Source organism: Variovorax sp. Varisp41 (assembly GCF_047325085.1).
In the GTDB taxonomy this organism is placed as follows: Bacteria; Pseudomonadota; Gammaproteobacteria; order Burkholderiales; family Burkholderiaceae_C; genus Variovorax.
The window spans coordinates 346,500-368,107 of the sequence record NZ_CP168541.1 but is presented as its reverse complement, the minus strand read 5'-3'; the positions used below and the strand labels follow the sequence as shown (position 1 = coordinate 368,107).

Sequence of the window (21,608 nt, the reverse complement as noted above, 5' to 3'; positions counted from 1 at the left end):
TCAGTTCGTCTGCGACAACTGCTCCAGGATCGCCGGGTTCTCGAGCGTCGAGGTGTCCTGCGTGATCGCCTCGCCCTTGGCGATGCTGCGCAGCAGCCGCCGCATGATCTTGCCGCTGCGCGTCTTGGGCAGGTTGTCGCCGAAACGGATGTCCTTGGGCTTGGCGATCGGCCCGATCTCCTTGGCCACCCAGTTGCGCAACTCGGTGGCGATCTGCTTGGCCTCCTCGCCGGTCGGGCGCGCGCGCTTGAGCACCACGAAGGCGCACACCGCCTCGCCCGTCACGTCGTCCGGACGCCCCACCACCGCGGCCTCGGCCACGAGGTCGGTCTTGGACACCAGCGCCGACTCGATCTCCATCGTGCCCAGCCGGTGGCCCGACACATTGAGCACGTCGTCGATGCGGCCCGTGATGCGGAAGTAGCCGCGATCCGCACTGCGCACCGCGCCGTCGCCCGCCAGGTAGATCGTGCCGCCCATCTCTTCGGGGAAATAGCTCTTCTTGAAGCGCTCGGGGTCGTTCCAGATGGTGCGGATCATCGAGGGCCAGGGCCGCTTGATCACCAGCATGCCGCCCGCGCCGTTGGGCAGGTCCTTGCCGGTCTCGTCCACGATCGCGGCCATGATGCCCGGCAGCGGCAAGGTGCACGAGCCCGGCACCAGCGGCGTGGCGCCCGGCAGCGGCGTGATCACGTGGCCGCCGGTCTCGGTCTGCCAGAAGGTGTCGACGATCGGGCAGCGCTCGCCGCCGATATTTCGGTGGTACCACATCCAGGCCTCGGGATTGATCGGCTCGCCGACCGAGCCGAGGATGCGCAGGCTCGTGAGATCCCAGTTCTTCGGATGCACCTTCTCGTCGCCCTCGGCCGCCTTGATCAGCGAGCGGATCGCGGTGGGCGCGGTGTAGAACACGCTGACCTTGTGCTTCTCGATCATCTGCCAGAAGCGTCCCGCATGCGGGAAGGTGGGGATGCCCTCGAACACCACCTGCGTGGCGCCGGCCGCGAGCGGGCCGTAGGCGACGTAGGTATGGCCCGTGATCCAGCCGATGTCGGCGGTGCACCAGAACACGTCCTCGGGGCGGATGTCGAAGGTCCAGTCCATCGTCATCTTGGCCCACAGCAGGTAGCCGCCGGTGGCGTGCTGCACGCCCTTGGGCTTGCCGGTGGAACCCGAGGTGTAGAGGATGAAGAGCGGGTGCTCGGCATTCACCGGCTCGGGCGCGCACTCGCTGCTCTGGCCGGCCAGCGCCTCGGCGAAGGTCTTGTCGCGGCCTTCGACGCGGTTCCAGGCCGAGGGTGTGCGTTCGTAGACGAACACGGTCTTGATCGACTCGCAGCCGCCGAGCGCGATGCCGTCGTCGACGATGGCCTTGAGCGGCAGCTCCTTGCCGCCGCGCAGCTGGAAGTTGGCGGTGATGACCGCGACCGCGCCGGCGTCGATGATGCGTTCCTGCAGCGCCTTGGCCGAGAAGCCGCCGAACACCACGCTGTGGGTGGCGCCGATGCGCGCGCAGGCCTGCATCGCGATCACGCCCTCGACCGTCATCGGCATGTAGACGATGACGCGGTCGCCCTTCTTGATGCCCTGCGCCTTGAGCGCATTGGCGAACTGGCTCACACGCGCGAGCAGTTCCTTGTAGCTGACCTTCGTGACGGTGCCGTCGTCGGCCTCGAAGACGATGGCGGTCTTGTTCTCGACGGGCGTGCCGATGTGGCGGTCGAGGCAGTTGGCGCTGGCGTTGAGCTCGCCGTCGCCGAACCATTGGTAGAACGGCGCGTTCGATTCGTCGAGGATCCTGCTGAAGGGCTTGCTCCACTGCAGGTGGGTCGTGGCCTGGCGGCTCCAGAAGCCTTCGAAGTCTTCCTCCGCTTCCTTGCACAGCGCCTCGTAGGCGGCCATGCCGGAAATGCGGGCGCCTTGCGTGGCGCGGGCATCGGGCGGGAACACGCGGTTCTCGACCAGGACGGATTCGATGTTCTTCGAGGGATGGCTCATGGGTATGGGGTTCAAGAAGTGAGGGACCGATGCGGCGCTCAACCGACGCTCGGCAGGATCAGCGGCAGCACCAGGTGCCGGCCGGCCAGCCCGACGGCGCCTGCAACGGCGATGCACAGCATGGCCGTGCACAGCTTCGTGGTGAGGCTGCGTTCGCGCGTGCGCAGCACGAAGGACATGCTGAACGCGATATTCGTGAGCGAGGCCAGCACCGCGCCCGTGCCGGCGGTGGTGGCCGACAGGCTGCCCTGCGACGCGAGCGCGGCGGCCGCGGCCACGGCGCTCGCGCTCGACATCAGGCCGCCGACCACGCTCACGAAGTAGAAGCCCGCATCGCCGAACTGCCGCTGCGTGAGGCCGCCGACGATGTGCAGCACCAGGAACACCACGCCGTACTTGAGCGCCAGCGGCAGCGAGAACGGCAGGTCGAGCTTGATCTCGGGCACGTCGGGCACGGGGCCGCGCGTGGCTCGCCGGTAGCTCCACAGCACGAGCACCGCGCTCGCGAGCATCATCAGCGCGAAGGCGCCCGAGGCGCCCAGCAGCGCGAGCGGCGCCAGGATCAGCAGCAGCCCGGCATTGCGCACCACCATCGCGGTGGTCGCCAGCAGGATGCCGCGATAGGCCGTGCCCACGTAGGCGCCGCGCGTGGCGACCACGCGCGAGGCCATCTCGATCACCGTGAAGTTGCTGTTCACCAGCCCGCCGAGAAAGCCCGAGAGCTCGGTGCCGCGCGTGCCGTAGAGCTTCCAGAGGATGTAGTTCACGAAGCCGATGCCCGCGATCAGGATCACCGTGACCCAGGCGGCGCGCGGCTCCACCAGGTGCCACGGTCCCACGGCCCCGGCCGGCAGCGCCGGATAGATCACGATCGCGAGGATGGCCAGCAGCAGCGCCGAGCGCATCTCGCTCTCGGTCAGCCCGGCCGAGAAGCCGGCCAGCCGTTCCTTCCACGCCAGCAGCGCGGTGGCCAGCACCATCACGGCCGCGGGCGAGATGGTGTGGCCCTGGCCGCAGAGCACGCCGGCCAGGCAGGTCACGAGCATGGCGGCCGAGGTCGTGAGCTCGGCGCCCTGCCCGGCGCGCAGCGTTTGCACGTTGAGCAGCACCGCGAGCACGCCGACCAGCGCCAGGCACAGCAGCGCCACCGGCATGCCGAGCAGGCCGCCGAGCGCGCCCAGCATGCAGATGAAGCCGAAGGTGCGCAGCCCCGCCTCCTTGCCGCGGCGCTCGCGCTCCAGCCCGATCAGCAGGCCGAGCGCCAGGCTCAGCGCCAGCCGCACCAGGATCTCCAGGTAGGGCCACTCGGCCCCGGTGGTCATGGGGATGGTCTTGTCTGGCATGGGGTCAGACCGCCCGGGGGCCCGGCACGCAGTCGTCGACCGCGAAGCGCGCCAGCGTCGAGATGCCGCTGTCGGGTTGTGCCACGTCGTCGAGCACGCGCAGCGAGGTGAGCCAGCGCCCGGGCGTCACGTCGGCCACCGCATAGCCGCGCCGGTCGGAACGCGCGAGCAGGATGTGCGGGTTGTTGTCGGCGATCTCCTGCGCGCGGCTCTGCGCCGTGCCGCTGGCCGAGGCGATCGAGGTGCCGCAGAACTCGCTCGCGATGACCGGCGACTGCGGCCGCGAGAAGTCGGCCAGCACGCGGCTGACGTAGTTCTGGTGGATGTCGCCGCCGAGGAACACGGTGTTGCGCGCGCCCGCGCCCTGCACCGCGTCGAGCACGCGCTGGCGGCTCGCGGGATAGCCGTCCCAGGTGCTGGGGTGGTAGCTCTCGGCCGGCAGCATCTTGTAGTTGCGCTGCGCGAAGATGGTCTGCTGCGCCACCGCGCTCCAGCGCTCGCCCAGCGCGGCGTCCTGCGCCAGGCCCTGCTCGAGCCAGCGCTCCTGGTAGCTGCCGAGGATCGAGCGCGCGGGGTCCCGCAGCTCGGGGCAGCCCGTGGGCGTCACCGAGCTCGGCGATTCCTCGCCGGGCACGCGGCAGGGCTGGCGGTCGCGGTACTGGCGCGTGTCGAGCATGTGGAAGCGCAGCAGCCGGCCCCAGGCATGCCGCTCGTAAATGCGCAGGCCGTCGAGCGTGCCGAGCCCGCCGATGCCCTGCGTGAGCACCGAGGCGCGCAGCGGCATGTTCTCGTAGAAGGCCTGGTAGCCGGCGCCGCGCCGCGCGAGGAAGTCGCCCGCCGCACCGGTGCCTTCGAGGCCCGCGTAGTCGTTCTGCACCTCGTGGTCGTCCCAGGTCACGAGCCAGGGGCAGGCGCGGTGCGCGGCCTGCAGCTGCACGTCGGTCTTGTAGAGCGCGTAGCGGTCGCGGAAGTCGGCGAGCGTCTTGGCGGCCGGCAGCGTGTGCGTGCGCACCAGCTGGTAGCTCGGCGGCTTCTTCGGCATCGCGTATTCGTAGACGTAGTCGCCGAGGAACACGACCAGGTCGAGGTTCTCGTCGAGCATGTGGCGGTAGCCCGCGTAGTGGCCCTGCTCCCAGCGCTGGCACGAGACGAAGGCGAAGCGCGTGCGCCCGGGCATGGCGTGCAAGGCCGGCGCGGTGCGCGTGCGCGCTGTCTGCGTGACCGCATCGCCGTGCATGAAGCGGTAGAAGTACCAGCGGTCCGGCCGCAGGCCCGACACCTCCACGTGCACCGCGTGCCCGAGCTCGGCCAGCGCGTTCGCCTGGCCCGTGCGCACGATGCGGCGGAAGGCCTCGTCCTCGGCCACCTCCCAGCGCACCGTCAGCGAGGCGGGCAGCGGCAGGCGCGGCGTGTCGAAGGGCACGGTGCCGGGCACCGGGCCGTCGAGCAGCCGGGTCCACAGCACGAAGCCGTCGGGTGTCGGCGACCCGCTGGCGACGCCGAGCGGGAACAGGTCGCGCTGGGCCAGCGTGTTGGACCAGCTCCAGCGCGGCAGGGAGGTGGCGGCCGCGGCGGCCGAGGCCAGGCGGATGAGATCGCGACGGTGCATGCTTGTCTCCAATCGTGGATTGTGGGGGTGGTTCCGCGGGACGGGCGCGCTCAGAACGCGTGGCGGATGCCGAAGTTCTGGCCGCTGGCCGCGTGGTCGGCGAGGCCCGCGACGTCGCCGCCGACGGTCAGCGCGGCGCGGCGCCGGTTGCGCACATGGGCAAAGGTCGCATAGAGCGCGGTGCGCTTCGACAGGTGGTGCACGTAGCCGAGCGCGATCTTGCTGGCGCGCGAGCGGTCGCCCGGGTAGCGGAAGGCCACCTGTCCGTAGCTCGCGCGGATCTCGCCGGGGCCGACCGGCACCGTCACGCCGACGGTCGCGCCTTCGAAGCGCTTGGGGCCCAGCGGCATCTGCACCCGGTCCTGCGCGTAGAGCGCCTCGACCGATGCCACGCCGAAGTCGTAGGCGACACCGAGGCTGGCCGAGCGGATGTCGCGCGGGCGCGTGGTCGGCGCCTTGGGCCCGCCCATGGTCCGGCTGTAGGCCGCGCCCACGCGGAACGCGCCCTGCCGGTAGCCGAGACGCCCGCCGAGGTAGCGCTCCGCGTCGCCGCCGTCGACCGCCTCGGGCAGGCCGTACTGGAACTGGCCCGAGAAGCCACCCAGGTCGCGCGGCAGGAAGTAGCCGACCGAGTTGCTCACGCGCACATGCGAGCTCTGCCCCGCGTTGGCGCTGCCGTAGAGGGTGGCGCGGCCGCGGTAGACGATGCTCTCGCCGACGCCGTTGGTGACCCAGGGCCCCGAGAAGTCCGACTGGATCAGGTAGGTCGGCGTGTAGTCGCGGCCCAGCCGCAGCTCGCCCCAGGGGCCGGCCAGGCTCACGGTCGAGCGCCGCGCGAGGTCGAAGGATGTCGGGTTGTCGACGGCGAGCGAGCCCTCGAGCCAGAAGCCCGCGCTCAGGCCGCCGCCCAGGTCTTCCTGGCCGCGAAAGCCCAGGCGGCTGCTCGCGAGCCCGTCGGAGGCCAGCGCGGTCTGGCTGCCCTTGCCGTGCACGCGGTAGTGGGCGACGCCGGTGTCGATCAGCCCGAACAGCGTGACGCTCGACTGGGCATGGCAGGCACCGATGGCGAGCATGGCGCCGCCGGCGATGACGGGGGTGAATCTTCTTTGTCTCTTCATCTTTTTCTTCGAGTGGTTGGGGGTGACCCAGGGATGGCGACGCGCAGGCGGGCCCCTCACGCGCATGCGTGACGAATCCATCCGGCGTCGGGGGAGCGAAAGACGCGGCGCGTCTACTGCAATGCGCGTCCCTGCATGCCGTCCGCCGCCACGCCGAGGTGGCGCAGCACGGTCGGCGCGATGTCGATCAGCGACGCGGGTTGGCGTCGCTCGCCGGGACGAAGCCCTCCCCCTCTCAGGTAGAGAAAGGGATGCTGTTCGTGCTCGCCCAGTCCGCCGTGCTGCGCGCAGCCGACGGGCGATGAATCGCTGAACGGGCTCAGCAGCGAGACGCTGCGGCCCGGCACGCCATGGGGATTGGTGCTCGCGTCATGGCGCAGCGCCAGCGCCAGGCCGAGCGGGCCCTCGGTCGGCAGGCCGATCTCTGCGAGGGCCTGGCCGGCGAACACGCGTCCCGTGAAGTCCTGGTCCTGCAGCCACCGCACGAGTGCCGGGATCGCATCGCGTGCCTCGTCGGCGAAGTACAGCAGCGCGGCATTGCCGTTGGGCGCCACCACCACCTCCTGCGATTCGTGCGAGCGCTTCCAGCCGGCCTCGACCAGCAGCGCGTCGAGGTCGATCTTGCGTTCCACCGTCTCCATGCCGTGGTCGGAACAGGCGACCAGCAGGATCTCGTCGCCGGCCGGATCGAGCGCCTCCACGGTGCGCCGCACCTGGTCGACGCAGGCATCGGCGTGGGCGATCATCGCCAGGTGCTCGCCCGATCCGAGCGCCACGCCGTGCGCCGTGTGGTCGGGCTCCGAGAGCCACAGCACGGCCAGCGCGGGCGCGCGTTCGCGCAGCACCTCGCGGCAGAAGCGATCGGTCATCGCCCGGTCGCCCGCGGCGCCCACCTCGATGGCCAGGCCGTCCGTCAACGCGACACCGCCCGGTCCGCGCGAGCCGGCGCGGTGGTAGACATGGCCGAAGCCGTCGGGATCCTGCAGGTAGGCGGCGCCCGGCGACACGTTCGACATGACGATCGCACCGCCCTGCCGCGCCAGCCGCTCGGCCCAGGTCGGGCGCCGCAAGGTGCGGCCCGTGGCGCGGCGCAGGCGCTCGAGGAAGTCGGGCTTGCCCACCGACAGCCGCACCAGCGCGCCCTGCTCGCGCAGCACCATGGTGTTGCCCAGCAGGCCGTGGGCGGCCGGCAGGCAGCCGGTGGCCATCGAGGCCGAGCTGGTGCGCGTGGTCGAGGGAAAGACGCCGCGCGCCGAAACGAAGTCGGCACCCTGCGCGCGCAACGCCGCGAGCGCGGGAGCCACGTGGGGCGCGACTAGGTCCGCGCACAGGCTGTCGCAGACCACCACGACGGCGCGCCGCCCGCTCCTCATTTCGAAGCGTCCCGGGGCGCCGGGAGCGTGGACTTGTCGAGGTAGTCGTGGAAGTGGACCGTGACCTGATCCGCCGCGAGGAACACCACCGCATAGGCCGGCGGCTCGTGGCTCTTGGGCACCGGCGAGATGGTGTGCAAGTCGAACGGCACCTGGTGATTGAGGCCGCGCATGGTCGAAAACGGGATGCCGCGCCAACTGCCGCAGACCGGTCGGTGCACGTGGCCGAAGAACAGGTGGCGCAGGTTGCGCCGGCCCGCCACCAGCCGCGCGAAGGGCTCGGGGTTCGCGAGGCCGATGCGGTCGAGGCACGGAATGCCGATGTCGAACGGCGGGTGGTGCATGAACAGGTAGGTCGGCCGCTCGCCGAGTCGGTCGAGCTCGGCCGCGAGCCAGGCCAGACGCTGCTCGCAGTACAGGCCGCCGTTGCGGCCTTCGTCGAGCGTGTCGAGCAGCAGGAAGCTCGCGTCGGCCAGGTCGAAGCGGCCCTGCACGAAGCCGTTGCCGTCGCTCGGCCCGCCCGGGCATTGCGCCGCCAGCAGCGCGCGGATGTCGTGGTTGCCCACCAGCGGGAAGCACGGCATGGGCAGCCGCGCGAGCTGGGTGCGCAGCGCCGCGTAGGCCGCGCTCTCGCCGCGGTGCGCGAGGTCGCCCGTGATCACGCAGCAGGCCGCGTCGCGGTGGTGCTCGAGGATGTCGTCGATGCAGGCGGCGAGCCGTGCGTACGGGTCCAGGCCGTGCAGGATCTCGCCGGGCGCGACGAGGTGGGGATCGGTGATGTGGATGAACTTGGTCATGCGGCAAGGGTTTCGGGTGAGGCGGTCACGGAATGCAGGGCGGTGGCCTGCAGCAGCAGGCGCGTGTAGTCGTCGGCCGGGGCATCGAAGACCTGGCGCGTGGCGCCGGCCTCGCGGACCTCGCCATGGCGCAGCACCACGACGCGGTCGGCCATGCGCCGGACCACGCCGAGGTCGTGGCTGATGAACAGGTAGGCCGTGCCGGTCTTGCGCTGCAGCTCGAGCAGCAGCTCCAGCACCTGGGCCTGCACCGACACGTCGAGCGCCGAGGTGATCTCGTCGCAGACGATCAGGTCGGGCTCGGCCGCGAAGGCGCGCGCGATGGCAACGCGCTGCTGCTGCCCGCCCGAGAGCTGGCGCGGGTAGCACTCGAGCAGCGCCGGATCGAGGTGCATGGCCCGCATCAGCGCCTGCGCGCGTTCGCGCAGCGCCGGGCCGCGCAGCCCGGTGAACAGGGTCAGCGGCCGCTCGAGGATGGCGGCGATGCGCTGGCGCGGATTGAGCGAGGACAGCGGGTCCTGGAACACGATCTGCACCCGCCGGCGCAGCGTCGGCGAGCGGTCGGTGGCCTTCGCGGCCAGCGGCTGGCCATCGAAGTGCAGCGAACCGCCCGAGGGCGCCATCAGCCCCGCGACCAGCGAGGCCGCGGTCGACTTGCCGCTGCCCGATTCGCCAACCAGGCCGAGCGTCTCGCCGCGCCCGATCGCGAACGACAGGCCGGCCAGCGCGGGCCGCGCCATGGCCGGCGGGGGCTGGAACCAGGCGCGGCGGCGCGTCGGATAAGAGAACGCGAGGTCTTTCGCCACCAGCAGCGCGCCTTGCGCGTGCTGCGGCTCGCGCTCGGGCGGCTCGGCATCGATGCGCGGAATGGCCGCGATCAGCTGCCGCGTGTAGACATGCGCGGGCGCGCCGAAGATGCGCGCGGCCGACCCCTGCTCGACGATGCGGCCCTGGTGCATCACGATCACCTGGTCGCACATGCGCGAGATCACGCCGAGGTCGTGGCTCACGTAGATCAGCGAGGTGCCGAAGCGCTCGCGCAGGGTGCGCACCAGCTCGAGCACCTGGACCTCGGTGGTCTTGTCGAGCGCGGTGGTCGGTTCGTCGAGCACCAGCACGCCCGGGTCGCCGGCCAGCGCCGCGGCGATCACCACGCGCTGGCGCTGGCCGCCCGAGAGCTCGTGCGGGAAGCGCGCGCAGATGCCCTTCGGATCGGGCAGGTTGGTGGCCTCGAACAGCTCGAGCGTGCGCGCCCGCGCCTCGGCGGCGCCGCAGCCGCGCAGGTGGCGCACGGCCTCGTCGACCTGGTCGCCGATGCGCATGTGCGGCGTCAGCGAGCTCAGCGGGTTCTGCGGCACGAAGGCGATGTGCCGGCCGCGCAGCCGGCGCCGCGCGGGTTCGTCCAGGCGCAGGATGTCCTCGCCCGCGATGCGCACCGCCCCCGCGGTGATCACGCCGCCGGGCCGGCAATGGCCCAGCAGCGCGCGCGCCACGGTCGACTTACCCGAGCCGCTCTCGCCGACGATGCCCAGGCTGCTGCCGGCCTCGACCGTGAACTCGACGCCGCGCACCGCGCCGACGATCTCTCCGTCGGCGCGCCGGTAGCCGATGCCCAGGCCCTGGACCTCGAGCCGTCCGCCGATGCGGCGCGCCGCCTGCTGGCGCCGTGCCAGCGCATTGGATTCGGGATGCTTCATCGTTGCCTGTTCCTTCATGCCGCGTCCTGGCCGCGCGTGGCGTCCAGTCCCAGGGCCCGTGCCAGCGCCTCGGCGCCGAAGTTGAGTCCCACCACCAGGGTGGAGATGAAGACCGCCGGCGCCAGCACCAGCCAGGGTGCGAACGCGAGCTGGCTCACGCCCTCGGCGACCATCAGCCCCCAGTCGGGCGTGGGCGGCGAGATGCCCATGCCCAGGAAGGACAGCGAGCTCAAGAGCAGGATCGCGTGCGACATGCGGATCGCGAACTCGACGTAGACCACGTCGAGCGTGTTGGGCAGCAGCTCGCGCAGGATGATCGACACCGTGCCCTCGCCGCGCAGCTGCGCGGCCTTCACGTAGCCCAGCTGCACCTGTGTCAGCGCCTGGGCCCGCACGATGCGGATCACGCCCGGGAAGTACACCATCCCGATGAGCACGATCAGCACCGGCAGCGATTCGCCGAAGCCGACCGCGAACAGTGCGACGAACAGGATGCCCGGCAGCGCCAGCTTGAGGTCGACGATGCGCATCATCACGTCGTCGAACAGCCCGCCGAGGTAGGCGGCCGTCACGCCGAGGATGCTGCCGACGCTGACCGCAACGACCACGCCCGTGAAGGCGGCCAGCAGCGCCGTGCGTCCGCCCCACAGCAGGCGCGACAGGTAGTCGCGGCCCAGCACGTCGGTGCCGAGCCAGAACTCGGCGCTCGGCGGCTCGGCGCGGCCGCCGTTGAGCGACATCGGGTCGTAGGGCGCGATCCAGGGCGCGGCCAGCGCGACGGCCAGGTGCAGCACGACGATGCCGATGCCGAACAGGGCCACGGGCCGCAGCAGCGCGTGGTGGTTGATCTTGAACATCATGATTCAGCGGCTCCTGGCGCGGGGGTCGAGGGCGGCCACCGCGAGGTCGGCCAGCAGGTTCATCGAGACGACGGCCAGGGCCGCCAGCAGGCTGATGGCCTGCACGATCGGCACCTCGCGCTTGTCGACGGCCTGCAGCAGGATCATTCCGAGCCCGGGATAGCCGAACACCTTCTCGACCACCACGATGCCGCTGAGCAGGCCGGCCACGTAGAGCGCGGCCGAGTTGAGCGCCGGGATCACCGAGGCCGGCAACGCATGGCGCAGGATCAGCCGCAGCTCGCCCAGGCCGGTGAAGCGGGCGCGCTCGACGTAGTCGCTGGCCAGCGACTCGATCAGCCCGGTGCGGATCAGCTGCACCAGGTGGGCGATGGAGCCGAACACGATGGTCGCGACCGGCAGCACCGACACGGCCAGCAGCGCCGACGGCGGCGCGTCGGCGAAGGCCAGGATCACGGCCGGGAAGACCGGGATCCAGATCGCGAACACCAGCACCAGCAGGTTGCCCGAGGCGAACTCGGGGATCGAGTAGCCGATCACCGCGCCCATCGAGGCCAGCGTGTCGGGCAGCCGGCCGCGCCAGAAGGCCGCGACGATGCCCAGCAGCAGCGACACCGGAATGGCCACCAGCGCCGTCACGGCCGCGAGCAGCAGCGAGTTCTTCACCGGCTCGCGGATGATCTCGACCACCGGCGTGCCGCCGAGGATGGTCTTGCCGAAGTCGCCGCGCATGGCGCCCGTGAGCCACTCGAAGTAGCGCACCGGCGCCGGCCGGTCGAGGCCGAGGTCGTGGCGCTTTCGCGCCAGGTCCTCGGGATTCATCATCGCGATCTCGTCGGCCGTGAGGCTGACTTCGAGCGCGTCGCCGGGCAGCACCTCGGTCGCGACGAACACCAGCATCGAGGCCAGCAGCAGGGTCAGCGCGTAGAGGCCCACGCGCCGCAGGAAGGTCATGAGCATGATGGGTCGCCGTTCGCGCGCGGTTCGGTGAAGGGGATGCGGGGCCGGCTCACGATTTCCAGACCTCGTCGAAGCGCATCGACCAGAACTGCGAGTGGTTGCGCAGGTCGTGCACGTTGGGCTTGTGGATCAGCAGGTTGCGCCGTCCGCCCGCGGACAGGGTCGGCACCTCGTCGCGCAGGATCTCCTGCATGCGCACGTAGTTCGCGCGCCGCTTCTCGGTGGAGGGCTCGGCGAGCGACTTCTGGTAGAGCGCCATGTACTCGTCGCAGCCCGCGCCGCGCCAGTAGCCGCTCTCGTTGTTGTCGGGCCGCAGCCGGTACAGGCTCACGCCCGGATTGCGCGGGCCGGCCGGCGTGTAGGCGAAGCGGTGCTTGCGCGTCTTCTCGGCATCCTCGACGCGCCACTGGCGGTAGCCGTCGCTCGGCCGCTGCTCGATCGGCAGCACGATGCCGGCCTCCTTCACCGACTCGGCCAGCACCTGGAACACGCGCGGCACCTCGGGCCAGGTGGGCGCGAAATAGAAGGTCGGCAGCTTCACGCCGTTGGGATGGCCGGCCTCGGCCAGCAGCGCGCGCGCCCGTGCCACGTCGTGCATGCGCTGCAGCGGCTGGAAGGCGGCATTGGCCGGCGTCAGGTGCGAGTCGTTGCCGACCCAGCCGGCCTTCTTGCCGTAGACGATGCGGATGATCTTCTCGCGGTCCACCGCCAGCGCCAGGGCCTGCCGCACGCGCTTGTCGTCGAGCGGCGAGCCCTCGACCTTGGGGATCACCATCAGCGCCTGGTCGCCGCTGCTCGACAGGCTGTACTTGAGGTCGGGCGTGCGCTCGAGGTCGGGCAGCAGCCCGGGGTCGACGCCGATCACGGCATCGAACAGGCCGCCGCGGAATCCGTTCAGCGCGCCTTCCATGCGGCCGGGCGAGCTCACGACCTCGAGGCGGTCGAGGTAGGGAAAGCCGGCGCGCCAGTACTTCTCGTTGCGCTCGAGGATGATGCGGCGCTTGGGATCGAGGCTCGCGATCCGGAACGGCCCGGTGCCGATGCCCGAGAGGCCGATCGCCTCCTTCTCGGCCGCCGGCATGATCATCAGGTGGTACTCGGCGAGCACGTAGGGGAACTCGCTGTTCGGCGCGTCCAGCGTCATGCGCACCTTCCTGCCGACCTTCTCGACCTTGACGATCTGCTTGGCGTAGCCGGTCGCGGTCTGGTGGAAGCGGTAGGACGACACCACGTCGTCGGCCGTCATCTCGCGGCCGTCGTGGAACAGCACGCCCTCGCGCAGCGTGATGTCCCAGACCTTGAGGTCGGCGCTCGGCTCCCAGGCCGTGGCGAGCTCGGGCTGTACCTCGAGGTTCTCGTCGACCCAGGTCAGCGCGTTGTAGGCGCTGCGGTTGTTGAGGTCGAGCCAGTGCTGGGGATGGCGGCCGGTGCGCGCATCGCCCATCCGGTTGTTCGGGTAGGTGTTGGTGTAGACGAAGGTGCCACCGCGCTTGGGGGCGGCCTGCGCCGCCCGCGGAAAGAGCAGCTCGCAGAGCGAGAGCGCGGCGCCAGCGCCGGCGCCCGTCAGCAATCGGCGGCGCATGGCGTCGATCGGGCAGTTGTCGTTGGGTCTCATCGTGTCTCCTGGCAGTCATCGGGCGCCTGGCCGGCGCTCTTCGGTTCGCGCGGCCTCGCATCGCATGTCGATGCGAGGCGGCGCGCCGTTCAGTCCATTGTCGGTGGGCTCACCATGGCAGCGAGAGCGTCTTGCAGTTGGTGAACGACTTGATCGCCTCCTGCACCCCTTCCTTGTAGCCAAGGCCCGAGTCCTTGATGCCGCCGAAGGGCGTGAGCTCGATCCGGTAGCCCGGCACCTCCCAGAGGTTGACGGTGCCGACCTTGAGCTCCTTGGCGAAGCGCATCACGTCGTCCATGCGGTTGGTGCAGATGCCCGACGAGAGTCCGAAGGCGGTGCCGTTCGACATCGCGATGGCCTCGTCGATGTTCGCGAAGCGCAGGATCGGCGACACCGGGCCGAAGGTCTCCTCGCGCACCACGGTCATCTCGGGGCGCACCCGGTCGAGCACCGTCGGCGCGTACAGCGCGCCCTCGCGCTCGTTGCCGGCCAGCAGCCGCGCGCCCTGCTCGACCGCCTCTTCGACCACCGCCTGGAAGCGGCGCGCCGCGGCCTCGTCGATCACCGTGCCCATGTCGTTGCCCGCATCCATCGGATCGCCGAACTTCCAGGCGCGGGTCTTGGCCACCACGCGCTCGGTGAACTCCGCGGCCACCTTCTCGTGCACCAGCATGCGCTTGACGGCGGTGCAGCGCTGGCCCGAGTTCTTGTAGGAACCCTGCACGGCGAGATCGCTGGCGCGGTCGAGGTCGGCGTCGTCCATCACGATCAGCGGGTCGTTGCCGCCGAGCTCGAGCACGATGCGCCGGTAGCCGGCCTTGTTCGCGATGTACTTGCCGATCTCGACGCCGCCGGTGAAGGTGATCAGCTCCACGTGGCGGTGGGTCAACATCTCGTCGGCGATCTCGCGCGGGTCGCCCGTGATCACCTGCAGCATCTCGGGCGGCAGGCCGGCCTCGTAGAGCAGGTCCGCGAAGTACAGCGCCGACAGCGGCACCTTCTCCGAGGGCTTGAGCACCATGCGGTTGTTGGTCGCGACCGAGGGCACCACCTTGTGGGCTACCTGGTTCATCGGGTGGTTGAAGGGCGTGATGGCGGTGATCACGCCCAGCAACGGCTCGCGCGTGGTGATCACCTTGCGCTGCTTGCCGTGCGGCGTGAGGTCGCAGGAGAACACCTGGCCGTCGTCGCGCAGCGCCTCGTTGGCGCCGAAGTTCAGCACGTCGGCCACGCGGCCGATCTCGTAGATGCTGTCCTTCTTCGACAGGCCCGACTCGCTGGTGATCAGCGTGGAGGCCTCGTCGGTGCGCGCGCGCAGCAGCAGCGCGGCGCGGTTGAGGATCGCGGAGCGCTCGTAGCGCGACAGGCGCGGCACGTAGGCGTGCGCGATCTCGTAGGCGCGCCGCACGTCCTCCAGCGTGGCCATGGCGACGGTGCCCACCGTCTCGCCGGTGTAGGGGTTGCGCACGGCGATCGTGCGCGGCGTGTGGACCTTCTCGCCGCCGATGCGCAGCGCTTCGACGCGGATGTCCTGTCTGTCGAGAATGGCGCTCATGCCGCCTCCTTCTGTTGGGTGCCGATGAAGTTCTTGCCGCGCGCGCCGGTCAGTGCATGCGCGACCATGCGGTCGGCCTGCTCGCTCGACACGCCGTAGTCCGAGAAATGCGTCTTGACGCCCAGCCGCTCGATGAAGCCGGCCAGCTTCTCCGGCGCGCGGTCCAGCGGGCCGAGCGCGCGCTCGAGCACCGCGTCGCGGCCGGCGTCCTGCCCGATCGCGCGCCGCAGCACCATCGGCAGCGGGAACGAGCAGGCGATGCCGTGCGGCAGGCCGTAGCGCAGGGTCATCTCGTACGAGATGGAGTGCGCGAGCGCGGTGCGGGTGTTCGAGAAGGCCATGCCGGCCTGCAGCGCGGCCAGCGCCATGCGGGCGCGCAGATCGAGGTCGTCGAGCTTGTCCATCAAGAGCGGCAGGGTCTCGAAGATCTGCTGCACCGCCGCGACCGCGAAGGTGTCGGACAGCGCGTTCGCATTCACGTTCCAGATCGCCTCGAGCGCATGCGACAGCGCGTCGAGACCGCTCTGCAGCGTCACCGAGGCCGGCAGCGAGAGCATCAGCTCGGGGTCGACGATCGCGATGCTGGGCCAGGTCTCGGGAAGGTGCAGCGAATGCTTGCGCTGCGCCTCGCGGTCCCAGATCGTGGCCCAGGGCGTGACCTCGCTGCCGGTGCCGGCGGTCGTCGGCACCGCGATCAGCGTCTTCACGCGCGCCGGCACGAAGGGCCCGCCCGCGGCCAGGGCCGCCACCAGGTCGTCGAAGCGGCCGCTTCGCGTGCCGACCATCAGCGCCTTGGCGGTGTCGATCGCGCTGCCGCCGCCGACCGCGACCAGCACCTCGGCCTGCTGCGAATCGCTCCAGAACGCCTCGTAGAGCGCCCGCAGTTCGGCCACGTCGGGGTTCGGCAGCACCGCGTCGATCACTCCGGCCAGGCCGTCGCCGAGCAGGGCCTGCAGCCGGTCGACGAGCCCGAAGCGGCGCGCCTCCGGAAAGGTCACGACCACGGCCTTGCGGCCGGCCAGCAGCTTCGGCAGGGACGACAGGGCCCCTGCCCCGTACACGCTGCGCACGGGATTGAAGAATTCCTGGGACATCTGGACCTCTTCAGTGGGCGGCGCCCGCGTGGTTCAGGGCCAGGTCGAAGACGTCGAAGTTGCGCAACCGGCGACGCGGGTCCACGCCCTGCAGCGCGCGGTTGAACAGCAGCGGCACCTTCTGCTCCGAGACGCCGCCGTGCGAGCGCAGCGGCACCGTGAGGCCGCTGAGGTCGTGCCGCGCCGCGCTGGTGCCCAGCACCGTCAGGTGGTCGCCGACCACGACCAGGTCGCCGATGCGGTCGCCCGCGAGCTCGAACTGCCGCACCGCCTGGTCGCGCGTGAGCACCTGCTCCACGCCGGACAGGCCGGCCAGCGCCTCGTGCACCTGTTCCAGCGGCGCGCGGTTGACGTACACCGTCGCGAACGAGCCAAGCGCGCCGTGGTGCACCACGTAGGGATCGGTGATCGGCAGGATCACGCGCGTGCTGGCCTCGCCGAGCCGCGCATCGAGTTCCTGCTGCAGGTAGAGAACGCGCGGATTGCCGGCCGCGTCGGTCTTGGGGCTCATGCCATGGTCGGCCGTGAGGCCGATCACCGCGCCCAGTGCGTCGAGCCGCGCGAGGTAGCCGTCCATCATCGCGTAGAAGGCGTTGGCCTCGGGCGTGCCGGGCGCGCACTTGTGCTGCACGTAGTCGGTGGTCGAGAGATACATCAGGTCGGGCTTGCGCGTCTCGAGCAGGCGCACGCCGGCGGCGAAGACGAACTCGCTGAGGTCGGCGCTGTAGACCGAGGGCACGGGCTTGCCGACCAGATCGAGCACCCGGTCGATGCCGCATTCGGCGACGGTCGCCTTGTCGGCCTTCTCGGCCGAGAAGCAGATGCCGCGCAGGCCGTGGCCGAGCATGGTGCGCAGCTTGTCCTTGGCGGTCACGGCCGCCACCAGCGCGCCGGCATCGGAGAAGGCCGACAGCAGCGTGGGCGCGCGCAGGTACTCGGGGTCGTTCATCATGACCTCCTTGTCCGCCGCCACGTCGTAGAAGAAGTTGCCGCAGATGCCGTGCACCGAGGGCGGCACGCCGGTCACGATCGACACGTTGTTCGGGTTCGTGAAGCTCGGGACCACGCAGTCGCCGATCAGCGAGCTACCCTGCTCGAGCATGCGCTGCAGGAACGGCGCCGCGCCGGCCTGGATGGCCTGGGTGATGTAGTCGGGCTCGCAGCCATCGACGCACACCACGACCACCGGCGCGCGCGGCTTCGCGTAATGCCGTCCATTGGCCAGGACGGTCTCGGCTTGAAATGTCATCGGGAAGCTCCTTTGGAAATCAGTGCGTTGTCTCGGAGACCTTGTCGTCTCGCGCTGGGTGCACTGTCCGCTCGAAGCTTCTATTCGTCCAATTCAAGTTTTTCGGGCAATGTATTGAGCAGAACTATACATCGCCAGGGAAAGTACGGAGACGGCGCTCCGTACGCTGCGCTCAGGCGGCCGCGAGCCGCGGCGCCTTGCGATGCCGCGTCGCCGTCTCGTAGTCGTGCGCCAGCGCGAGCAGGGTCGCCTCGCTCCACAGCGGCCCGACGAACAGCAGTCCGAACGGCGCGCCCGAGGCGTAGTAGCCCGCGGGCACCGTCACGGCCGGCAGGCCCGCGATGTTGAGCTCGCCCACCGTGGTCTCCTGGATCGTGCCGCCGCGCGTGACCGGCAGCTCCTCGCGCATCTGCGGGAACACCAGCGCATCGAGCTTCTCGCGCGCGAACACCGCGTCGACGATGCGCAGATAGGCCTCCTTGAGCGCGATGAAGTCCGACAGGTCGGGCGGCGTGCCCGGCGACCTGAGCGCGGCCGCGAACTGCGGCAGGTTGTGCAGGTAGCTCAGCACGCCGCCGGGGGCGAAGGCGGATTCCTTCTCGGTCGCCTTCGCGAAATCGGCGAAGGACTTGAGCGCCGCGTCGGGGCCCAGCCGCTCGAGGTACTTCTGCAGGTCGTAGGGCACCGACTCCATGCCGCGCGCATCGAAGTTCGTGAGCGGCAGCGTGGGCTGGCGCAGCTGCGCGAAGCCGGTGTCGGCGAAGGGATCGTCGACCAGCACCGCGCCGCGCTGCACGAGTTCTTTCGCGGCACGCGCATAGAGCTCGCCCGCCTCGTCAGAAAGCGGCTGGGTGCGCCAGCCCGGCCCGTACAGGCCGATGCGCGCGCCCGCCAGGCTGCGGCTGCCGAACTGCGCGGTGTAGCCGCCCACCGGCTTCTTGCCGACGCCGGCCAGCGTCTTCGGATCCTCGGGCGAATAGCCCGCGAGCACGTCGAGGCACAGCGCCGCGTCCTTCACGGTGCGCGCGATCGGGCCCACGACGTCGCGGTTGCCCGACAGCGGCATCACGCCGGCGTTGGGCACCAGGCCGATGGTGGGCTTGATGCCGACCAGGTCCTGCGCCGAGGCCGGGTTCTGGATCGAGCCGCCGGTCTCCTCGGCCAGGCCCAGCACGGCCATGCTGGCGCCGACCGCCGTGGCCGTGCCCGCGCTGCTGCCGCCGGGCACGCGACAGGGCAGCACCACGTTGAGCGTGGGGCCGGCCCAGCTGTCGTCGGCATGGGTGCCGGTGTGGCTCAGCACCGGCACGTTGGTCTTGCCGAGGATGACCGCGCCGGCCGCGCGCATGCGCGCCACCACGGGCGCGTCGGTGGCGGGCATCAGGTCGACGCCGCCGCTCTTGCCGTGCAGCAGCGACCAGCCGGCCGTGGTCGGGAAACCGACCATGTCCATCGGGTCCTTGACGACCACGGGCACGCCCGCGAGCGGGCCGAGCGCCTCGCCGGCCGCGCGCCGGCGGTCGATGGCACGCGCATCGTCGATGGCCTCGTCGTTGAGGAAGATGATGGCGTTGTAGCGCCCGTTCCAGGTCTCGATCTGCGCGAGGCAGGCGCGCGCGAGCGACTCGGCCGTGAAACTGCCGTTGCGAAAGCCTTCCTGCACGGTGTCGACGGTCAGCGTGGCGAGGTCGATGGCGGGGGTGGTCTGGCTCATGGCGAAGAAACTCCTCGTGAATGCGGTGAATGAAGAGGGAGACAAAAAGGGAAATTCAGAAGGTCATGTGGCGATCGATGATCTCGTCGCTCAGCTGCTCGATGGGACCGCTCTCGACGATGGTTCCCTTCTCGAACATGGCGAAGCCGCTGGCCACGCGGCGCACGAAGTCGATGTTCTGCTCGACCAGCACCATCGTCAGGCCGAGCTCGCGGTTCATGCGCGCGATCGCGGCCTCGATCTCCTGCACCACCGAGGGCTGGATGCCCTCGTTGGGCTCGTCGAGCAGCATCACGCTGGGTTGCGCCGCGAGGGCGCGCGCCAGCGCGAGCTGCTGCTGCTGGCCGCCCGACAGCACGCCGCCGGGCCGGTCGAGGTTGGCCGCCAGGTACGGGAACAGCTCGAGCGCCAGCGGCGGGATCGCGCGCGGCCCCCGGCCCGAGAAGGCGCCCATCAGGATGTTCTGGCGCACGCTGAAGTCCGGGATGATCTCGCGCCCCTGCGGCACGTAGGCGATGCCGCCGCGCGCGCGCAGGTGCGTGGGCAGCCCGTCGATGCGCAGGCCGTCGAGTTCGATGCGGCCCGTGGCGCGCACCATGCTGCCCATCAGGGTGCGCAGCAGCGTGGTCTTGCCCATGCCGTTGCGCCCGAGGATGGCGGTGATCTTCCCCTTCGGGATGGAGAGGCTCACGTCCTGCAGCGCGTGGCTGCGGCCGTAGTAGCTGTCGACGTTGGAGAGTGTCAGCATGGCGTTCCGATCGCGTGGGAGATTCCGTGGGAGCCCAGGTAGGCCTGCCGGACGCGCGCGTCGCGCTCGATCTCGGCGACGCTGCCCTCGGCCAGCACGCGGCCCAGGTGCAGCACGGTGATGCGCTCGGCGATGTCGCGCACGAAGGCCATGTCGTGCTCCACCACCAGGATGGTGTGGCGCCCGCGCAGGCTCTTGAGGATCTGCGCGGTCTTGCGCGTCTCGCCGGCCGTCATGCCGGCCGTGGGTTCGTCGAGCAGGATCACCTTCGGCTGCTGCGCGATCAGAAGGCCCAGCTCCAGCCACTGCGTCTGGCCGTGGCTCAGGTCGCCGGCCTGCTGCTGCTGCACATCCTCCAGGCCGGCCAGCGCCAGGATCTCGTCGACGCGGCGGTCGGTCTCGCGCCCGAAGCCCCAGCGCAGGTTGCGCAGGATCGAGGGCTCGCGGCTCGCGGCCACGCACAGGTTGTGGCGCACCGTGAGCTCGCGGAACACGCTCGGGATCTGGAACTTGCGGCCGATGCCCGCGCGCGCGATCCGGTACTCGGGCCAGTTCGTGAGGTCGCGCCCGTGCAGCTCGACCCGGCCCTCGGTGCTGCGCGTCTTGCCCGAGATCAGGTCCATCAGCGTGGTCTTGCCCGCGCCGTTGGCGCCCAGCAGCACGCGCAACTCGCCCTCGGCCACGCGCAGCGACACGCCGTCCACCGCCTTGAAGCCGCCGAAGCTCACGCCCAGCGCATGCAGTTCGAGTGCGATGTCGCTCATGGCGCACCTCCGCTGGCACGGCGCTGACCGATGCGCTCGAGCAGGTCGTGCGCCCAGCCCGCCATGCCCTTGGGCAGGTACAGCACCACCAGCACGAAGGTGAGCCCGACGATCACGCGCCAGGCCTCGACCAGCGACTGGGTCTCGCTCGCCGTGGCCTCGAGCATATTGATCAGGATCGCGCCGATGCACGCGCCCAGCAGCGAGGCGCGCCCGCCCACCGCGGCCCACACCACCATGGTGATCGAGAAGCTCAGGTCCATGAAGGTGGGCGAGGCGAACTCGGCCACCACCACGTAGAGCATCCCGGCCACCGCGGCGATGGCCGCCGACAGCGCGAAGAAGAAGGTCTGGTAGTGCGCCACGTCGAAGCCCAGGTAGCGCGCGCGCTGCGGATCGCCCGAGGTGGCGCGCAGGATCACGCCGGCGCGCGTGGCGAGCAGCGCGCGCGCACCGACCAGCACCACGGCGAGCACGCCCGCGACCAGGTAGTAGGTCGACACGCCGTAGGGATCGAGCTCGTGCCCCGCGATGCGCAGCCAGGCCAGGTCCGACAGCCCGTTGAAGCCGTTGGTGATCGGCTGCGCATCGACCAGCAGCAGGCGCACCAGCAGCACCAGGGCCAGCGTGACGATCGACACGAACACGCCCGCGATGCGCTTGCGGAACAGCAGCGCGCCGAGCACGAAGGCCACCAGCGCCGGCAGCACGAGGCCCATGGCGAGGCCGAACCCCTGCGACTGGAACGGCTGCCACAGGAAGGCGCCCGGGTTGATGCAGCACAGGTCGACGGTGGCGCCGGGCTGCGCGTTCGACAGCATGAAGTCCGGCACCGGGTTGGCACCGCCATGCTGCAGGCTGGTGGGGCTGGCCATCTTCAGCGACATGGCCAGCATGTAGGCGCCGAGGCCGAAGAACAGCCCCTGCCCCAGGTTCAGGATGCCGGCATAGCCCCAGCTCATGGCGACGGCGATGCCGAGCATGCCGAACACCAGGTACTTGGCGAGCCGATTGAGCCAGAAGCCGTCGAGCACCAGCGGTGCCAGCGCGACCAGGGCCAGGAAGATTGCGTAGGCGGCGAAGGTCGCGCGCCGGTCCAGAGGAGTGCCCATGC

17 protein-coding genes are annotated in these 21,608 nt (G+C 70.6%); all 17 read right to left on the bottom strand.

Annotation, left to right across the window (positions count from 1 at the left end):
• On the bottom strand, positions 1-1,998 hold the full coding sequence (acs, locus tag ACEN9J_RS32810; RefSeq protein ID WP_413765346.1) for an acetate--CoA ligase: 1,998 nt from the start codon (positions 1,996-1,998) through the stop codon (positions 1-3).
• A 38-nt stretch (positions 1,999-2,036) separates the two neighbouring features.
• Positions 2,037-3,320: an MgtC/SapB family protein gene (locus ACEN9J_RS32805; protein ID WP_413765345.1), complete on the bottom strand. Its 1,284-nt coding sequence runs from the start codon at positions 3,318-3,320 to the stop codon at positions 2,037-2,039.
• A 25-nt stretch (positions 3,321-3,345) separates the two neighbouring features.
• Positions 3,346-4,950 (bottom strand): alkaline phosphatase D family protein, encoded by a 1,605-nt coding sequence (locus ACEN9J_RS32800; protein WP_296735775.1) that lies wholly within the window; start codon positions 4,948-4,950, stop codon positions 3,346-3,348.
• 50 nt (positions 4,951-5,000) lie between these two features.
• On the bottom strand, positions 5,001-6,023 hold the full coding sequence (locus ACEN9J_RS32795; RefSeq protein WP_413765344.1) for a porin: 1,023 nt from the start codon (positions 6,021-6,023) through the stop codon (positions 5,001-5,003).
• Positions 6,024-6,181: 158 nt separating this feature from the next.
• Positions 6,182-7,441, bottom strand: coding sequence for an alkaline phosphatase family protein (locus ACEN9J_RS32790; protein ID WP_296735772.1), 1,260 nt, complete (start codon positions 7,439-7,441; stop codon positions 6,182-6,184).
• Positions 7,438-8,238: a phosphodiesterase gene (locus ACEN9J_RS32785; protein ID WP_296735770.1), complete on the bottom strand. Its 801-nt coding sequence runs from the start codon at positions 8,236-8,238 to the stop codon at positions 7,438-7,440. The genes ACEN9J_RS32790 and ACEN9J_RS32785 overlap by 4 nt, the downstream gene beginning before the upstream one ends.
• The gene (locus tag ACEN9J_RS32780; protein ID WP_296735767.1) at positions 8,235-9,935 is read right to left on the bottom strand and encodes a dipeptide ABC transporter ATP-binding protein; all 1,701 of its coding nucleotides are present in this window, start codon (positions 9,933-9,935) and stop codon (positions 8,235-8,237) included. Before ACEN9J_RS32780 ends, ACEN9J_RS32785 begins: the two co-directional genes overlap by 4 nt.
• A 14-nt stretch (positions 9,936-9,949) precedes the next feature.
• Positions 9,950-10,795, bottom strand: coding sequence for an ABC transporter permease (locus ACEN9J_RS32775; RefSeq protein ID WP_057591920.1), 846 nt, complete (start codon positions 10,793-10,795; stop codon positions 9,950-9,952).
• A gap of 3 nt (positions 10,796-10,798) precedes the next feature.
• Entirely contained in the window at positions 10,799-11,755 is a 957-nt protein-coding gene (locus ACEN9J_RS32770) for an ABC transporter permease (RefSeq protein WP_093346069.1), read from the bottom strand.
• Positions 11,756-11,804: 49 nt separating this feature from the next.
• Positions 11,805-13,370 (bottom strand): ABC transporter substrate-binding protein, encoded by a 1,566-nt coding sequence (locus tag ACEN9J_RS32765; protein WP_413765343.1) that lies wholly within the window; start codon positions 13,368-13,370, stop codon positions 11,805-11,807.
• 109 nt (positions 13,371-13,479) lie between these two features.
• Positions 13,480-14,925, bottom strand: coding sequence for a phosphonoacetaldehyde dehydrogenase (gene phnY / locus ACEN9J_RS32760; protein ID WP_413765342.1), 1,446 nt, complete (start codon positions 14,923-14,925; stop codon positions 13,480-13,482).
• Complete coding sequence (gene psrA / locus ACEN9J_RS32755; protein ID WP_413765341.1) at positions 14,922-16,019, bottom strand: iron-containing alcohol dehydrogenase PsrA; 1,098 nt, start codon at positions 16,017-16,019, stop codon at positions 14,922-14,924. The genes phnY and psrA overlap by 4 nt, the downstream gene beginning before the upstream one ends.
• 10 nt (positions 16,020-16,029) lie before the next feature.
• Positions 16,030-17,268, bottom strand: coding sequence for a phosphonoacetate hydrolase (gene phnA, locus ACEN9J_RS32750; RefSeq protein ID WP_413765340.1), 1,239 nt, complete (start codon positions 17,266-17,268; stop codon positions 16,030-16,032).
• 172 nt (positions 17,269-17,440) lie between these two features.
• Entirely contained in the window at positions 17,441-18,982 is a 1,542-nt protein-coding gene (locus ACEN9J_RS32745) for an amidase (protein ID WP_413765339.1), read from the bottom strand.
• 55 nt (positions 18,983-19,037) lie between these two features.
• The gene (locus ACEN9J_RS32740) at positions 19,038-19,730 is read right to left on the bottom strand and encodes an ATP-binding cassette domain-containing protein (RefSeq protein ID WP_057591914.1); all 693 of its coding nucleotides are present in this window, start codon (positions 19,728-19,730) and stop codon (positions 19,038-19,040) included.
• Entirely contained in the window at positions 19,724-20,494 is a 771-nt protein-coding gene (urtD, locus tag ACEN9J_RS32735) for an urea ABC transporter ATP-binding protein UrtD (RefSeq protein WP_296735752.1), read from the bottom strand. Before urtD ends, ACEN9J_RS32740 begins: the two co-directional genes overlap by 7 nt.
• Positions 20,491-21,606 carry an urea ABC transporter permease subunit UrtC gene (gene urtC / locus ACEN9J_RS32730; protein WP_296735750.1) on the bottom strand — a complete coding sequence of 372 codons (1,116 nt, stop codon included), beginning with the start codon at positions 21,604-21,606 and terminating at the stop codon, positions 20,491-20,493. Before urtC ends, urtD begins: the two co-directional genes overlap by 4 nt.
• Positions 21,607-21,608: the final 2 nt, after the last annotated feature.

Excerpts from the sequence above, each read along its gene's own strand:
- ACEN9J_RS32805 (WP_413765345.1), bottom strand. The coding sequence starts at position 3,320 with ATGACCACCGGGGCCGAGTGGCCCTACCTGGAGATCCTGGTGCGGCTG.
- ACEN9J_RS32800 (WP_296735775.1), bottom strand. The coding sequence starts at position 4,950 with ATGCACCGTCGCGATCTCATCCGCCTGGCCTCGGCCGCCGCGGCCGCC.
- ACEN9J_RS32745 (WP_413765339.1), bottom strand. The coding sequence starts at position 18,982 with ATGAGCCAGACCACCCCCGCCATCGACCTCGCCACGCTGACCGTCGAC.
- acs (WP_413765346.1), bottom strand. The coding sequence starts at position 1,998 with ATGAGCCATCCCTCGAAGAACATCGAATCCGTCCTGGTCGAGAACCGC.
- phnA (WP_413765340.1), bottom strand. The coding sequence starts at position 17,268 with ATGACATTTCAAGCCGAGACCGTCCTGGCCAATGGACGGCATTACGCG.
- ACEN9J_RS32775 (WP_057591920.1), bottom strand. The coding sequence starts at position 10,795 with ATGATGTTCAAGATCAACCACCACGCGCTGCTGCGGCCCGTGGCCCTG.
- phnY (WP_413765342.1), bottom strand. The coding sequence starts at position 14,925 with ATGAGCGCCATTCTCGACAGACAGGACATCCGCGTCGAAGCGCTGCGC.
- ACEN9J_RS32770 (WP_093346069.1), bottom strand. The coding sequence starts at position 11,755 with ATGCTCATGACCTTCCTGCGGCGCGTGGGCCTCTACGCGCTGACCCTG.
- urtD (WP_296735752.1), bottom strand. The coding sequence starts at position 20,494 with ATGAGCGACATCGCACTCGAACTGCATGCGCTGGGCGTGAGCTTCGGC.
- ACEN9J_RS32795 (WP_413765344.1), bottom strand. The coding sequence starts at position 6,023 with ATGCTCGCCATCGGTGCCTGCCATGCCCAGTCGAGCGTCACGCTGTTC.
- ACEN9J_RS32765 (WP_413765343.1), bottom strand. The coding sequence starts at position 13,370 with ATGAGACCCAACGACAACTGCCCGATCGACGCCATGCGCCGCCGATTG.
- ACEN9J_RS32740 (WP_057591914.1), bottom strand. The coding sequence starts at position 19,730 with ATGCTGACACTCTCCAACGTCGACAGCTACTACGGCCGCAGCCACGCG.
- ACEN9J_RS32780 (WP_296735767.1), bottom strand. The coding sequence starts at position 9,935 with ATGAAGCATCCCGAATCCAATGCGCTGGCACGGCGCCAGCAGGCGGCG.
- ACEN9J_RS32790 (WP_296735772.1), bottom strand. The coding sequence starts at position 7,441 with ATGAGGAGCGGGCGGCGCGCCGTCGTGGTGGTCTGCGACAGCCTGTGC.
- ACEN9J_RS32785 (WP_296735770.1), bottom strand. The coding sequence starts at position 8,238 with ATGACCAAGTTCATCCACATCACCGATCCCCACCTCGTCGCGCCCGGC.
- psrA (WP_413765341.1), bottom strand. The coding sequence starts at position 16,019 with ATGTCCCAGGAATTCTTCAATCCCGTGCGCAGCGTGTACGGGGCAGGG.
- urtC (WP_296735750.1), bottom strand. The coding sequence starts at position 21,606 with ATGGGCACTCCTCTGGACCGGCGCGCGACCTTCGCCGCCTACGCAATC.